This is a genomic window from Sphaerospermopsis sp. LEGE 08334 (assembly GCF_015207205.1).
In the GTDB taxonomy this organism is placed as follows: Bacteria; Cyanobacteriota; Cyanobacteriia; order Cyanobacteriales; family Nostocaceae; genus Sphaerospermopsis.
In genome coordinates, this window is record NZ_JADEXH010000016.1 from 24,940 (window position 1) to 40,885 (window position 15,946).

General features: G+C 36.7%; 8 protein-coding genes. 7 read left to right on the top strand and 1 reads right to left on the bottom strand.

The features are described 5' to 3' along the window. Positions 1 to 229: 229 nt before the first annotated feature. Positions 230 to 5,608: a type I polyketide synthase gene (locus IQ237_RS10940; protein WP_194055126.1), complete on the bottom strand. Its 5,379-nt coding sequence runs from the start codon at positions 5,606 to 5,608 to the stop codon at positions 230 to 232. A 1,638-nt stretch (positions 5,609 to 7,246) separates the two neighbouring features. Between IQ237_RS10940 and IQ237_RS10945 the strand changes: the two genes are divergently transcribed. The 7 genes from IQ237_RS10945 to IQ237_RS10975 all read left to right on the top strand — a co-directional run bounded on the left by IQ237_RS10945 (position 7,247) and on the right by IQ237_RS10975 (position 15,297). Next, entirely contained in the window at positions 7,247 to 8,455 is a 1,209-nt protein-coding gene (locus tag IQ237_RS10945; RefSeq protein ID WP_194054996.1) for an ABC exporter membrane fusion protein, read from the top strand. A 120-nt stretch (positions 8,456 to 8,575) separates the two neighbouring features. Further along, entirely contained in the window at positions 8,576 to 9,754 is a 1,179-nt protein-coding gene (devC, locus tag IQ237_RS10950) for an ABC transporter permease DevC (RefSeq protein WP_194054997.1), read from the top strand. Between the two features lie 41 nt (positions 9,755 to 9,795). Continuing rightward, positions 9,796 to 10,800, top strand: a complete 1,005-nt coding sequence (locus IQ237_RS10955; RefSeq protein ID WP_194054998.1) for an NAD(P)-dependent oxidoreductase — start codon at positions 9,796 to 9,798, stop codon at positions 10,798 to 10,800. A gap of 203 nt (positions 10,801 to 11,003) precedes the next feature. Next, positions 11,004 to 11,999: a glycosyltransferase family 2 protein gene (locus tag IQ237_RS10960; protein ID WP_194055000.1), complete on the top strand. Its 996-nt coding sequence runs from the start codon at positions 11,004 to 11,006 to the stop codon at positions 11,997 to 11,999. Positions 12,000 to 12,023: 24 nt separating this feature from the next. Further along, positions 12,024 to 12,491, top strand: coding sequence for a DUF2141 domain-containing protein (locus IQ237_RS10965; protein WP_194055002.1), 468 nt, complete (start codon positions 12,024 to 12,026; stop codon positions 12,489 to 12,491). Between the two features lie 128 nt (positions 12,492 to 12,619). Further along, the gene (locus IQ237_RS10970; RefSeq protein ID WP_194055004.1) at positions 12,620 to 13,879 is read left to right on the top strand and encodes a glycosyltransferase family 2 protein; all 1,260 of its coding nucleotides are present in this window, start codon (positions 12,620 to 12,622) and stop codon (positions 13,877 to 13,879) included. A 155-nt stretch (positions 13,880 to 14,034) separates the two neighbouring features. Next, a complete protein-coding gene (locus IQ237_RS10975; protein ID WP_194055006.1) occupies positions 14,035 to 15,297 on the top strand; it encodes a glycosyltransferase in 1,263 nt (420 codons plus the stop codon). Positions 15,298 to 15,946: the final 649 nt, after the last annotated feature.

Consider the following 15,946-nt stretch of genomic DNA (forward strand, 5'->3'; position numbering starts at 1 on the left):
AGGTTTTGATGTGGTGAGTAATGCTTTGTGAGTAAATCAATTTATTTTTTTCTCACGCAAAGACGCAAAGACGCAAAGAGAAGATTTAATGAACCACGAAGAAGCGAAGGACACGAAGGAAGAAGAGAAGAAGGAAAAGAGAAGAAGATAATATATTTTGCGTCTTTGCTCCTTTGTGTCTTTGCGCGAAACACAATTTCTTTGTGGTGGGCAATGCCCACCTTACAGGTTATTCGGCTTCAGCTACAAGTGTTACTCGTCCCTTTGAGCTATAACCAACTTCACCGATATATCGGTTAGAATCGTGCAATTCTGCTACAATATATTCTGCTGATTGGTGTGGGTCTAAGTTGGAATGTAAATCAATTGCTCTCAAGAATACTTTTGGCCATTCCCATCTCAAACTCTTGGTTAATCCAAATAATCCAGCACCGATAATTCCGAAGTTTTCTGTGTAGTCTAATCCAAATGCACCGTCAAGATGGGCAACTGTACAAAAGCTAACTCTTCCTTCTAAATCGGCGGCTGTGTTGAGCGATTGTTTGAGATGTTTCGCCATCAAAAAGATGTGTTTTACAATCGCTTTTTCTGTTTCTGAATAGCCGAGATTTGCTGTTGTGAATTGTGGATGTAGGTGAATAAATGCCCCAATCTTTCCATGTTGAATAGTGATACTTTGCAGTAGTAGTTGTAGGTGTTCTTCACTCATGTTTGCTAAGGTGAGGCGGGTAACTCCTACTGGTAATGGTGACTGTTCGGGAACTATTGATTGGGGGAAACTTAAAACTACTACTTTCCAACCTTTTTCTATTAGCACGTGGGCTAATTTTGTGGTAGTTAAAGAACCGTCATCTGTGATTAATCCAATGTGTTCTTCTGGTAATTTACATTCCCAAAAATCAGGTCTGGGTAATGTTTTGAGTTTGGCTGGACGACGGGGTAAGTTTGGGTCTGCTGGTAGTGGTGGGGTTAAGTCCACCACTTTTTCTATTGTTTCTATTTGTGGTTCTATCTGGTAAGAATCAAGCTTTTTTTTTTCACCTGCCACCAGTTTTTGGAGGTAGTTAACTATCTGTCCAATTGTCCGCAGGTCGCCTAACTCTTCGATGTTTGGTTTGGGTAAATCAGGGTATGCTTCTTGCATTCCTCCTAATATTTCTACCCGTTTAATGGAGTCTATTCCCAGGTCGGCTTCCATGTCCATGTCTAGTTCTAACATTTCTACTGGATAGCCTGTTTTTTCACTGGTAATTCTTAACAGGGTTTCGGCTATATCCGGGTGTTCGGTACTGAGGACTGGGGACTGGGGAATAATGACTAAATCTTGTTTTACTTCCTCTATTTCTGTCACCTGTAACCTGTAACCTGTCACCTCTTCTGTCACCTGTAACCTGTCAACTGTCACTTCTTCTGTCACCTGTAAACTGTCACCTTTCACCTCATTTTTAACTTCTGAACTGTTAACCGCAACCTGCTTTCCTAGATATTCAACTATTTGACCAATGGTGCGTTTTTCTGCCAGTTCTTCTAAGTTTGGTTTGGGTAAATCAGGATATAATTCTTGCAATCCTCCTAATATTTCTACCCGTTTGATGGAGTCAATTCCCAGGTCGGCTTCCATGTCCATGTCAAATTCTAACATTTCGATGGGATAACCTGTTTTTTCGCTAGTAATTGCTAGGAGATTTTTACCTAGTTCATCAATATTAATTGCAGGTTTTGTTGGTTCAGAAATTAATGCTATAGGGGCAACTGGTTCGGGTTGCTTTTCTATTACAGGTGCAGTTTGAGTTACAGTTTCTATTACTGGTTCAGGAGTTTCTACTATTTTGTTAACAGGAGTAACTACTGTTTCTGTAATAGTTGGTTCTGGGTTTTGGGGAATAAATTCCCGTAAACTTTGGGTGTGTGTTTCGGTAAATTGTGGGGGAATGATGGGTGTGATTTCTGTACCGTCAATTAGTAATGAATATTCTTGTTGAATGAGTTGGAAAAAGTTTTTGGTGTATTCTACTTGTTCCCGCAAATATTGTTCATGGATGCGGAGAGTTTCGGCTTGTTGGTTGTGAAATTGCACCATGCTACGCTCGAAACTTTCCATGATTGATTGTTTAATTTGGGCAGTTTCGGCAGCTTGACTGTTCATTAACAGGGTGTTTTGTTGCTGCATCAATTGGAAAAATGTTTTGGCATATTCCATTTGATGATTTAGATATGTGCCGTGAATTTCTAAGTTATCACTTTGATTATTTTGAAACTGGTTGAGGAGGTTTTCTAAACTTTCCAAAACCTGTTGAAAGTTGGTGTTTTTATCTGGTGTTTCCATGTTCCCTCCTAGACTCTCTGCCAGCGCATAAGTCACTGTAGGTAATTTTTCTTTGGTGGCTGGATTTGAATTTATAGATGTAGCAGGATTCATCTGAGAAACTGTTTGCAAAGAAGTAATTACTGGTGTTTTTTTGTTGCCGTTTCCGTTGCCGTTGCTTCCATTGCTAGAAGTAACTACAGGAAGTACAGCCTTGGGAATTTCTAAAGTTTTAGATTCCTCGACTACTTTCACTGTTTGAACTTCTTTAACTTCTTGCGCTCCTTGAATTTTGAAGCCATCATTTAATGCTTCGGTAAAGGCGTTTTTGGTTTTCTCGGAAACGTAGTTAATGCCTCTTAATTTAACGTTTAAGGCTTTTTTAGTGTCTTTAGCGGCAGATTTTTCTGGTAGTTGATAGGGGTCAAGATTACCTAAAGCCATACCAATTACCCGCAGTTGTACTGCTGCTTCTCTGAGAGAGCGATCGCTATTTTTCTGTGTACTAGGATTGAGAGAAATAGTAATATGTGGACGCTCACCTAAAATATCTTTTACCAAGTTGGTAAGAATGCGTTTTGGTCCAAATTCTACGAAGCAATAACCACCAGCAGCATAGATATTTTCTATCTCTTGTTTGAAGTGAACTGAGCTAGAAAGATGACTTTCTAATACTCTTTGAATGGCTGAAGGTTCTTGAGGATATTGTTTACCAGTAACGTTACTGAAAACGGGAACTTTGGGATTTTGGAACGCAACAGATTTTGTGGCAATGGCAAAGGATTTCTGTGCAAAGGCAATTAATGGTGTGTGGAAAGCTGCGGAAACTGGTAAAGGTACAGCACCATATCCTAACTCTTGGAATTTCTGATGAATTTTTTGAATTTCCGCAGTTGGACCAGCTAAAACAATTTGAGTGGGAGAATTGAAATTAGCGATCGCAATTTTTGGAAAATTCTTCAGCACTGCTTCCACTTTGCTGATATCTTCTTTCACCGCTAACATACTACCTGCATCATGGTCAGGATCTTTCGGTGCAGCCATCGCTTGACCTCTAGACTTAACCAAGTACAAATAATCTTCTTCACTCAACACTCCCGCCGCCCACAAAGCGGTTAATTCGCCAAAACTATGACCGGCAGTAAAATCAGATTTAAACCCAGCTTGTTGGAAAATAGAATACAAACCAGCACTAAAAACACCAATCGCCGGCTGTGCATATTCTGTTCTTTGTAAAGCTGCAATTTGTTCGTTTTTCTCAGCTTCATTAAAAGTGGGATAGGGGAAAACAACTTCCGAAATAGGCTGCAAATTATCTTTAATTAACAACCCATCCATCAACCCATACAACCTTCTTAAAGTTGGGAAATTCATCACCGCTTCTCTACCCATTTCCAGGTATTGAGAACCTTGACCAGAGAATAAAGCCACAACTTTTCCAGCTAATTCTATGCCAGAAGCACGGTAATAAATACCTTGAGGATGTTCCCAAGAATTTGCAGATTGTTTATTTTTCAGTAAGTCAATACTAACCTTTAGTAACTTACAAGCCTCTGCTTTATTCTCAGCAACAAAACCAATTCTGGCAGCAGTTTTAGGAATACTTAAAGCTTGAGATTCTTGAACTAATTGCGAGTAGTATCTATCGCCTTCGTTAGATTGCAAATTATTAAAAGTTGCTTCTAACTTAGTAATTAATTCTGCTGGAGTCGCACCAAATAACAACACTTCACTAGGTGCATTATGTAAACGATAAGCCTCTTGTTGTTCCCCTTGATATTCTTCCAAAACTACGTGATAGTTAGTGCCACCAAAACCAAAGGAACTTACACCCGCACGTCTTGGTGCTTCACCTTCTGCACGTATCCAAGGTCTAGTTTCAGTGTTTAAATAAAATGAAGAATTTTCAATATCCAGCTTAGGATTTGGTTCAGTAATATTGATAGTTGGTGGTAAAATCTTGTGATGTAAAGCTAGGGCAGTTTTCACTAAACTAGCTGCACCTGCGGCGGCTTTTGTATGTCCAATTTGGGATTTTACACTACCTAAAGCAATATGCTGTTTCTTGTTATCATATTGACTAAAGAAATTGTGCAAAGATGCAAATTCTGTAGGATCTCCCGCCATTGTTCCAGTACCGTGAGCTTCCATTAAACCCACAGTTGCCGGCGAAAAACCAGCATCATTATAAGCACGTTCTAAGGCTTTAACTTGTCCTTCTTTTCGTGGTGCATAAATACTCTTGTAGCGACCATCGCTAGAAGTACCAATACCTTTAATTACAGCATAGATTTTATCGCCATCTCTTTGGGCATCTTCTAAGCGTTTGAGAACTAACATAGCGATGCCTTCACCTAACATCATTCCATCTGATTTGGCATCAAAAGGTTTGACATTTTCGCTAGGAGAAACCGCCGGAGTTTTGCTAAAAGAAATGTAAGCCATGATGGTGTTATCGGTATCTACACCACCGGTTAACATCATATCGCTGCGATGTTCTACCAGTTCACTAATTGCCATTTTCAAAGCACCAAAGGAACTAGCACAAGCAGCATCAACTACACAATTCATACCGCCAAAATTGAGACGGTTAGCAATACGTCCAGCCACAACATTGGCTAACATTCCAGGGAATGCGTTTTCATCCCATTTAACGTAAGCACTCTTAATTTTTTCGACGATTTTTTTAGTATCTTCGTCAGATAAACCGCTACTTTTAAGAACTTTTTCCCACACAGGATATTCTAATCTGGCTGATAATGGCATACCCAATTGTTTAGCCATTGCCACACCTAAAATAACCCCCACATTCTCCCGGTTAAAATCACGAGATTCACCATAACCAGCATCTTCCATTGCTTCTTTAGCAACTACTAAACTTAATAGTTGCGATACATCAGTAACTTCTAAAATGCTGGGAGGAATCCCAAATTCCATCGGGTTAAAATCAACTTCAGGAAGAAAACCACCACGTTTACAATAGGTTTTATCTTCTGGTGTTCTGGGGTTGGGATCGTAGTAATCTTTGACGCTCCAATGGGTATCAGGAACATCAGTAATACAGTCAGCTTTATTAACAATATTTGACCAGTATTGTCTTAGGTTTCTAGCTTGTGGTAATAGAGAAGCCATCCCCACAATAGCAATAGGATTTTGTTGCAGTTGTCTGTTAATTTTGTGAGTTGACATTTGATTTTCTGACTTCATTTTTCTTTCCTCTATAAACCTAATCAAATCCTTTTCACAACTGTTAATAAGGCTCTCTAACTCTGCCAAGGCAGTATTAATTGAATCAGCAGACATCATGGCATAGAGTAATTTTGAGGATTGTTAATTGTTGAGCAACAGAATTTACGGAAACCTCTGTGGCTTACAAATCATAGACCCATTTTTTTCTTACCAGTATTTCTTGATTTAGCTGTGTAAGAAATCAGGCATTTTCATCCATTAACACCACACGGTAAATACTGCCTTGATTTCCCATTTTAATAATTGGCTTCTTTGGTATTTTTTTGGTGTTTTGATGTAATTGGCTAACACTGTAAACCTGAAACGATACTATACAATGTTGTCTTTCCTTTTCTTGTTTGTTTAGAGACATTATCAGTAAAAACTGGCGTGTGTGAGAAAAGACAGCAGGATTTAGAAAACTCAATCCAAAGAACTTAGGATATTGTAGAAACTGGTAAAATTTTCTGAACTTGTTTAGTTACTAATTGGTTAGTAAATTGGTGAATTGTCTGATCACGGTAGATATGATGTCAGCATTTGTGTGAGCATTAAATTACCAGTGATTAGGAAAACAAGTTAATATATTTTATGACATTCAACCAATAAAAGCTGCCAAACTCGTTACAGAAATAACATCACCTTGAATCTAAATTCATGCAATGTGAAAAAATACTTAAACGGTTTTATCGAGATAATAACAGGGTTGGTTTATGGTATTTTTTCCTTTTTACTTGCAACTCATTGAATAATTGACTTGCTGCTTTTCTTTATTGAATTAATACAAAGAATAGCACAATTTGAAAAAATAGAATAGTTCACAGACAGTAAGTTTTGAAAAATATTTTTGGCTCATGAACTCAGTTTTCAATATTCTATCAGGATCATGGTATATCCCTTTACTCGAATTTGGAAAATAAAAGTTTTGTTTTAGGTGTGTTATTGTCATTTGAGCTTGCATTATCAAGAGTTTTAGAGCAACTGTCTTGTAAGTAACAAATCATTAAATACACACATTGTTGATTTGAACATAAATGTTTTTTTCTCAGAGAAACATGATAATTAAGCTGTGGTATTTGATGAATTTATAAGATAACTCAGTTTGTTAATCAAATTGGTTATTTATAAAGCAAATCTTAATTTAGTAGCTGTAATTAATTGTATTAAGACCACAGGAGCAACTTGTGATGAAATCTTTATATTTTGACAACATCAATCGTTATTTGATCACAAAAATACAGATTTCACAGTTGATTCATGAACCTCTTATGTCATGTTTTCAATAAAATCTCTTATTTGAGTTATTTTCAGGAACAATAACAAATAGGTTGATTTACTTTGTTGACAAAATTCAACTTTTTTGGCAGAATTAAATTGAACTTTTACAGATTTTTAGACTCATTTACTCGGAAATTCGTTCTATCGGAAACACAAAATTATTAGTTAGCCATCTTGTATTTCTCGCTACTTTATCAAAGGCTAATTAAAGATAAAACAAAGGATAATTGCCAGCTAAATCACCGAGTTAAATCACTGTTGATTTTCCGGTTCATCTTGTTACCTGTAAAGATTGCTATAAACTATCATAACAATTCATACCCACAAGTAATGCGACTTATCCATTAGCTAAACGTCAGATGATAAAGGATAAGTTATTTTAGGTAATTTGCGCTATTAAAACTATACCTGAGCAAAAATAACGGGAATAAAAATATGGCAGTAAATAAAGAAAGCCAACTATTAAAAAAAGCTACCAAGCAGTGGAAAATTATTTTAGCCGTTGCAATTGCTTTAACTGCTGGTTTAGGATCTTTCTACAGTTTTTCTCAATTAAAGGGAAAATCTAATTCTCCACTTCCCGCTACTGAAAACCCATCCCCTCCACCCACTCCTGTAAAATTTGCTGTCACTGCTTTAGGAAGACTACAACCCCAAGGAGAAATTACTTATTTATCTGCTCCTAATTCCATCAACGGTGTGCGTGTAGAAAAACTATTAGTAGTAGAAGGGGATGAAGTAACAGCAGGACAAACATTAGCTTATTTAGAAAACTATGAACGTTCAAAAACTGCAATCAAACAAGCTTTTGATAAATTATTAGTTGCTAAAGCTAAACTAGCACAGGTAAAAGCTGGAGCAAAACCCGGAGATATTAACGCTCAAAAAGCAACAATTACCCGGTTAGAATCACAATTAAAAGGTGAAATTGCAGCACAAAACGCGACAATTAACCGCATTCAAGCTGAAGTAGATAATGCTCAAAAAGAGAGCGATCGCTATCAGAAATTATACAAAGATGGCGCAATTTCTGCTTCTATTGCTGATGCCAAAACTTTACAACTAAAAACCACACAACAACAATTAACAGAAGCAAAAGCGACACTGCAAAGAACCAAAAACACCTTACAAGATCAAATTCAAGAAGCAACTGCCAAACTCAACAGTATCAAAGAAGTACGCAGTGTAGATATTGCCTTAGCAGAAAGTGAAGTTAAAAGCGCAGAAACTGCTGTTCAACAAGCCAAAGCAGACCACGAATTAACTTACATCAAATCCCCCATAGATGGCAGAGTATTAAAAATTCATGCCAAAAATGGCGAAGTAATAGCAACTTCTGGTTTTGCAGAACTTGGTAAAACCTCAGAAATGAATGTCATTGCTGAAGTTTATCAAACAGATATTCAAAAAGTGAGAGTTGGACAAAAAGCTAATCTTACCAGTGCTGCATTTTCAGGAAAACTACAGGGAACAGTCAAAGAAATAGGCTGGCAAATTGACAAACAAAGTATCTTTAGTATTAACCCTAATTCAGATACAGATCGCAGAATTGTAGAAGTAAAAATCGCCATTGATAACCCTGCGGACAGCAAAAAAGTATCTCGTTTAACCAACTTACAAGTAGACGTTGCCATTCAAATTTAGTCATTAGCAGGTGACTGGTGACTGGTGACTGGTGACTGGTGACTGGGTAGTAATTTAAAGTTACTAATGACTAATGACTAATGACTAATGACTAATAACTAATAACTAAAAACAAAATATATGACCATAAAAATACCTTTAGCATGGCTACAGTTAGCCCAGCAAAAAGTGCGTTTTGTTGTCGCTGTAGCTGGCATTGCCTTTATTGTGCTACTCATGTTTATTCAACTTGGTTTCCAAGATGCACTTTATTCTAGTGCTACAGCAGTACATCAAAATCTCAAAGGAGATTTATTTTTAGTTAGTTCTCAATACAAATCTTTGACCTCAAATCAAAGTTTTTCTCGCAATCGTTTATATCAAGCATTAGGGTTTAATGGTGTAGAATCAGTTAGCCCGATGTATTTGCAATTTGCAAAGCTAAAAAATCCAGAAACTGGGGAGAAATATTCAATTTATGTCATTGGTTTTGACCCCGGTAGACCAGTGATGAATATTCCCGAAGTGCAGGAGAATTTAGATAAACTTAAAATTCCCGATGTCATGTTATTTGACAGAGCTTCACGCCCAGAATTTGGTCCCATAGCGAAAAATTTTGAGAGAGGAAATACAGAACAAAAAATAGAAATATTTGCCTTTGATGCCTTGCAAGGTTATCGAGTCAGAGTAGGAGGTTTATTTAGTTTAGGTCCTTCCTTTGGTGTCGATGGCAATTTAATTGTCAGTGACTCAACTTTTGTAAAAATCAATCCCTTTGTACGTCCATCAGAAAAAATAGATGTAGGTATTGTTAAACTTAAACCAGGTGTTGACCCCCAGGAAGTGTTAAAAAACTTGCGGGACAATATACCTAATGATGTCCAGATTTTCACCCGTCAACAATTCATTGATTTTGAAAAAGAATATTGGGCTTCTAGAACACCTATTGGTTTTATTCTTAACTTAATGTTGACAATGGCTTCTGTAGTAGGTGTGGTCATTGTTTATCAAATTCTCTACAGCAATATTGCTACTCAATTCATTGCCTACGCCACTTTAAAAGCTATCGGTTATGCCAATGGATATTTATTAAATGTTGTTTTTCAACAGGCACTAATTCTAGCTTTACTAGCTTATTTTCCAGGATTTATTATTTCCGTAGCCTTATATGATTTTGCAATGGAAGTAACTAAATTACCCATCATGATGACTTCTAATAATGCCCTACTTGTCTTAACTTCAACAGTTTTAATTTGCATCACTTCCGGCGCATTAGCAATTAATAAACTGCGCTCCGCAGATCCAGCAGATATTTTCTAAATCGTCAAGAAATTAACTCAGAATATTCACTAATCAATACTATGGACATCAAAAATAAAACCATTCTCATCACTGGAACTGACGAATTTATTGGCTCTCGTGCAGCAGAATTAGCAGTATCTCAAGGCATGAAAGTCAAAGGTTTACAAACTTCTCAAGTACAGGATAAAAACCTCGAAAACTTAGGAGTAGAAATTATCGTTGGCAGCATCACTGATGAAAAAATAGCGCAAAAAGCTTGTCAGGGAGTAGACATTATTTTACACACTGCCCAACTAGCAGAAGAAGCAGGAGACATTAAACGTTTTCAAGAAATAAACGTAGGAGCTACTGTCAACATAGCTAAAGCTGCTAAACAAGCTGGTGTGAAAACATTTGTTCATCTTTCCACTGTCTTAGTTTATGGCTTTAACTATAGCGATAATATTGCCGAAAATGGAAAATTATCTAGTGATAATAACCCCTATTGTCAAACTAAAATTGAAGCAGAAACAGAAGTTTTAAAACTTAACTCATCCCCAGATTTTGGAGTGATCATAATTCGCGCAGGAGATGTTTATGGTCCAGGTAGTATTCCTTGGATAGTGCGCCCAGTATTAATGATGCGTCAAAAATTATTTGCCTATGCCAATGATGGTAAAGGTGTGATGAATCATTTGTATGTTGATAACTTAATTGATGCCATCTTTTTAGCAATAGAAAAAGAAGTTTATGGCGAAATATTTAATATCACAGATGGCGAAAAAAATTCCTGGAAAGAATATTTTATTCACCTCGCAGCAATGGAAGGTTTACCTGCTCCCATGTCCTTGCCTAAAGAAGAAATGAAATTGTTTCTTAAAGTGCGTAACCAAGGACAAAAACTATTTCGCAAAAAAGCTGATATCCTCCCAGAGTCAGTAGACTTTATGAGTCGTCCTTATGCTTATTCTATTGCTAAAGCTACAAGTTTATTAAACTATAAACCCAAAGTTGATTTAGAAGAAGGCATGAAACGTACTCATCAATGGTTACAAAAAACTGACATTCAAAAATTGATGAAATAAGTAATCAGTAATGTAAGTATTCAGCTATCAGTAAGTGGCTACGCCACGCTACGCTAACAGCCAATAGCCAGGATTCAGGCGTTTTCAGTTGAGGAATGTTATCTACATCTATTTCCTTTGATTCTTTTTATTTCAATCTTTCAGTTACATAGCTGATGGCTGAATGCTTACTCAGTAATATATATTTTTGTGGGGAATAACGTATGTATAAACCTCAAGCAAAATTAAGTATTGGATTACCTGTATACAACGGCGAAAAATTTATAAAACAGTCTCTAGATTCTCTGTTAAATCAGACATTTAGTGATTTTGAGTTAATTATTTCCGATAACGCTTCCACAGATAATACTGAAGAAATTTGTAGAAATTACGCCGCACAAGATCACCGGATTCGTTACTATCGTAATCCTACTAATATTGGTTGCGCTTGTAATTTTAACCGCGTTTTTGAATTATCGAATAGTGAATACTTTAAATGGGCAGCTTACGACGATTTACACGCTGCTGATTTTCTCAGTAAATGTATACAGGTACTTGAGGAAAATCCGCATTATATCTTATGCCATTCCCACACATATCTGATTGATGAACAGGGTAATTTTTTCCAAAACTATGACATTAAACTCAATACTAACTCAGAAAAACCACAGATCAGATTTGAAGAATTACTGACTAAACATCTCTGTTATCAAATGTATGGAGTCATTCGCAAAAGTGCCTTACAAAAAATCACTCCTATGGGTGGTTATGGCAATGCAGATGGAATTTTATTATTAAGACTTGGTACAGTTGGGCAGTTTTATGAAATTCCCGAATACTTATTTTTTGCCAGGATTCATCCCCAACAATCTTTGAGTATGTTTTTTCCAAGTTACCTGTCTTTTACTCAGAAATATCCTCAATATTCATTAGATATGTTACCAGATTTCTATGAGTATTCCATTTGGTTTGATTCAGGTAACAAAGACAAAGTTTTATTTCCCCATTGGCGCATTCTCAAAGAATATTTACTTTCAGTCAGTCAAAGTTCACTTAATTTATATGAGCAAATATTGTGTTATTTGATTATTGTTAAAAAGCTATCTGGAACAGAATCTTTATTACTTAAAGATTTGTGGATCGCTGCTAAAATTTTGCGTTCCCACAAAACCAAAACTAACAGTAATTTAAGTTTGTCTAATGAATATTTAAGCAATTAATCTACAAGTTATATCTCACAGCTTATGTTGAAAATATCTCGCATTTCTTATCTATTGCTGGCGACTGTTTTAAGTTTCAGTTGTGCTAACACTGCCCATGCACAAACTACCACAGCATTAACTGTAGTCGTGAATGGAATAAGTAACAAAACAGGTGAAATTTGTTTCCGAATTTATAACTCTGAAAAAGGCTTTCCTATGAGTAGTTCTAGTGAAGTTCAAAGTGGCTGCACTAAAATTACTGGTAGTTCTGTGAAAAAAGTATTTTCTGGTTTAAAACCAGGAACTTATGCAGTAGCAGTAGTTGACGATCAAAATGGCGATCGCAAACTCAATAAAGACTTTTTTGGTATTCCCACAGAAGGTTTTGGCATTTCCAGAAATCCCATTGTCTCTATCCAAACTGGTACACCCAAATTTAAACAAGCCAGTTTTAAAATGACTAAAAATACCACCATTAACATCAACATGAAATATTCCCTTGATCCATAGATGATTGGTGATTGGTGATTGGTAATTGGGTTATTTACCTCCCCATTACCCATTACCAATTACCCATTCCCTATTCCCTATTCCCTATTCCCTATTCCCTATTCCCTATTCCCTATGACTAATAACTAATGGCAGATTTGACTACATTTCTATCTAACTCTTTGATAGGTTGGCTGGTAATTCAGGTATGTTTAATGCTAATATTTTTATGGTATTTGCGAACCTACAAACAGCCATTAATATCAGATAACCAACTACCAAAAACGGCAGTAATTCTTTGTTTACGAGGTGCTGATCCATTTTTACCTAATTGTGTGCGATCGCTCTTAAATCAAAACTACCCAGAGTACGATTTAAAGCTGATCATTGATAGTCTAGAAGATCCAGCTTTGAAAATTGCCAAAGAAGTCATCGCTGAAACTAAAGCCACTAATTTCCAAATTAGCACCCTCAGAACAGTACGTCATAATTGTAGTCTCAAATGCAGTTCTTTAGTACAAGCAGTTTCCGATTTAGATGACTCTTACCAAGTAATTGCCTTAGTAGATGCTGATACCATCGTACACAAAAATTGGTTAAAAGAATTAGTTAGTCCCCTGACCAATGAAACAGTAGGACTAACAACAGGAAACCGTTGGTATGTACCCACAGGAAAATATTGGGGTTCTTTAGTACGCTACGCTGGTAACGTTTCTACCGTCGTGCAAATGTTCCTATTTCAAGTTCCTTGGGGTGGTAGTTTAGCAATTAAAAAACAACTCCTCCAACAAACAGAAATACTGGAAAAATGGGGAGAAGCATTTGGTGACGATATGCTCCTACACAAAGTCATCAAAAAACACGGATGGAAAATTAAATTTGTCCCTTCTTTGTTAATGGTAAACCGAGAAGAAAGCAATTTATCTACTTTATTTCCATCTCTCCAACGCCTCATACTTTGTTCTCGACTTTATCATCCTAATTGGTTAGCATTAGTAAGTGATGCAGTTTCCAGTATTCTCTTTCCTACCCTCACCATTCTCTTAGCTTTAGGATTATTTTTAGCCACAGAATGGAATCAAGCATTTTCCTTATTTAAAACCTATAGCATCTACACAATTGGATTACTCTTGTTAATGCTAGTCATGGAACTAGGAGTACAAGAAATAATTCGCTCTCAAGGACAACCAATTCCAGAAATTTCACTCACCAACATCCTCAAAATGTTCATTGCTATTCCTTTAACACAATGGCTTTATGGTTTAGCAATGTTATCTTCCCTCTGGATGTCAACAGTAACATGGCGAGGACTTACCTATAAAATTAAAAGTCCTTGGCATATTCGCTTAGTTGAATATCATCCTTATCAATGGTTAGATCAACCAATTGATCCGAAAATTTCTCTCTAGTCATACTCTTGATAGAAATTCAGAAGCTTCTCTGTAATTTGATTGGGAATTATAATTGGGAATTTTATTAATTATCAGCGCAGAAACCAACAGTTTCATGATAGTTGCTGCGTAAATCCTCAAACCAGCACATTCATGAAATAAGTGAACTACAAATGAAAAAACAACCCCTCCGCATTGCCTTATTTACAGGTTTATATGCTCCTTTTTTAACAGGAGTATCCGTTGCTGTACATCAGCGCGTCCATTGGTTACTTGAACAAGGACACGAAGTTTTTCTCATTCATCCACAGATCAACAATAAGTACAGTCAACAAATTGGAAATCGTCCCATGTCGGGATTAGAAGAACTACAATCTTTTCCCAACTTTTCATCTTATGCTTTCCCCACAGAACCGCTAATATTCTATAAATCTCTACCTCAACCATTGCACTATCGTCATTGGAGCGATACTAAATTACTGGAAAAGTTTCAGCCTGACATCATCGTCGTTGAAGAAGCAGCCCAAATGAGAGGGCTATATTCAGTTTTCCTACAAGGTTATGGACGACCAGTAGGAGTTGATTACGCCAAACGCACTAAAACCCCCATCATCTCCGTTTTTCATACCGATATCGTCGCCTATATTCGATATTATTTAGGTGATTTTCTATTCGGATTGATGCGTCCCATAATTCCATTATTAGTTAAGCAATTTAGTAATGCTTACACCCTCAATATATTTTCTTCTAGGGAACAACTTTCCAAGTACCAAAAACTAGAATGTCTACGCGGTGAATACGTCCCCTATCAAGGAATTAACTGTGAAAAATTCCATCCCCGCAACATCTGTTATGATCCAATTCCTAACGATAAAAGACCTACAATTTTATTTGTAGGACGCATCACTGCCGAGAAAAATGTCACACAACTTTTAGATGCTTATCCCTTGATAGCTGCTCAAATTCCTGATGTTCATTTAGTCATAGTTGGTAGCGGTCCATTAGATCAAGAAATTCGTCGTCGCGCTCAAAAATTCCTCCACGGTGTAACGCTTTGGGGTGAATCTCACGGTACTGAACTTTTGGGATGGTTCGCTCGAGCAGATGTTTTTATTAACCCTTCAGTAACAGAAAACTTCTGCACTACAAATAACGAAGCTTTAGCATCAGGAACTCCTGTAGTCGCTGCTATGGCTCCCTCTACTGCTGAACAAGTAATAGTTGGTTATAATGGCTTTCTTGCTGAAGCTAATAACCCCAAAGATTTTGCTGACAAGATAATTGCAATACTGCAAAATCCTGACCTCAAAGCCCAATTATCCGCACAAGCTCGTCCTTCTATCTTAGAGTTTGATTGGTCAGTATGTAGCCAAAAATTTGAAGATAAGCTGTACCAGTTAGTTGGTATAACCCAAATAGTTGAGTCTTCCTCATAATTATTAGCACCCACAGGTTAAAAAAAAGCCAATTTGGCTACATATCTTTGATTATGTTTGGTAGAGTATTCCAGTAATTGACCTGTGGGCTTTTAGGTTACAAGTTGGAGACATGAGCTTTGCCACGGTTTTATCAGCAGAGACATGACCTACTCTCACTGTTGATCATCCTGGTATTGCCCTCAACTGTGCCTAAAAATCTTTAGACCTCATAAGTCATGACTTATGGGGTTTTTATTATCCAAAAAATCTCAGTATTCACCTATTACTACTCAGCAGTCAGCTTTTTAATTAATATTCTTCTTTGTTTTTTTTGTTTTTTTTCAACATCCTTACTCCTCAATCCTCACTCCTGAATGACCACAAAATTACAGACAAAATTCCTGTAATTTTGTCTCAAGTTTTCGTGATTTCAATGCACTCTTATGTCAAGATTAAATTTTTAGCAACTACATAAACTAGAAAATCTGTTATTTCTCAGACATAATTACTGGGGTTATGTCTTAAGGATTACGCTCAGAGTCTTGATTTTTTATATTTTGTCAGCAAAAATACAAAGTAAGTCTAACATCTTGTAGGCTCTCTTGGTGACAACTTAACCTTATCCAATGTCCATAGTCCGCACTTGCGGACTTTTTTATTGCCTTCA

Excerpts from the sequence above, each read along its gene's own strand:
- IQ237_RS10940 (WP_194055126.1), bottom strand. The coding sequence starts at position 5,608 with ATGTCTGCTGATTCAATTAATACTGCCTTGGCAGAGTTAGAGAGCCTT.
- IQ237_RS10945 (WP_194054996.1), top strand. The coding sequence starts at position 7,247 with ATGGCAGTAAATAAAGAAAGCCAACTATTAAAAAAAGCTACCAAGCAG.
- devC (WP_194054997.1), top strand. The coding sequence starts at position 8,576 with ATGACCATAAAAATACCTTTAGCATGGCTACAGTTAGCCCAGCAAAAA.
- IQ237_RS10955 (WP_194054998.1), top strand. The coding sequence starts at position 9,796 with ATGGACATCAAAAATAAAACCATTCTCATCACTGGAACTGACGAATTT.
- IQ237_RS10960 (WP_194055000.1), top strand. The coding sequence starts at position 11,004 with ATGTATAAACCTCAAGCAAAATTAAGTATTGGATTACCTGTATACAAC.
- IQ237_RS10965 (WP_194055002.1), top strand. The coding sequence starts at position 12,024 with ATGTTGAAAATATCTCGCATTTCTTATCTATTGCTGGCGACTGTTTTA.
- IQ237_RS10970 (WP_194055004.1), top strand. The coding sequence starts at position 12,620 with ATGGCAGATTTGACTACATTTCTATCTAACTCTTTGATAGGTTGGCTG.
- IQ237_RS10975 (WP_194055006.1), top strand. The coding sequence starts at position 14,035 with ATGAAAAAACAACCCCTCCGCATTGCCTTATTTACAGGTTTATATGCT.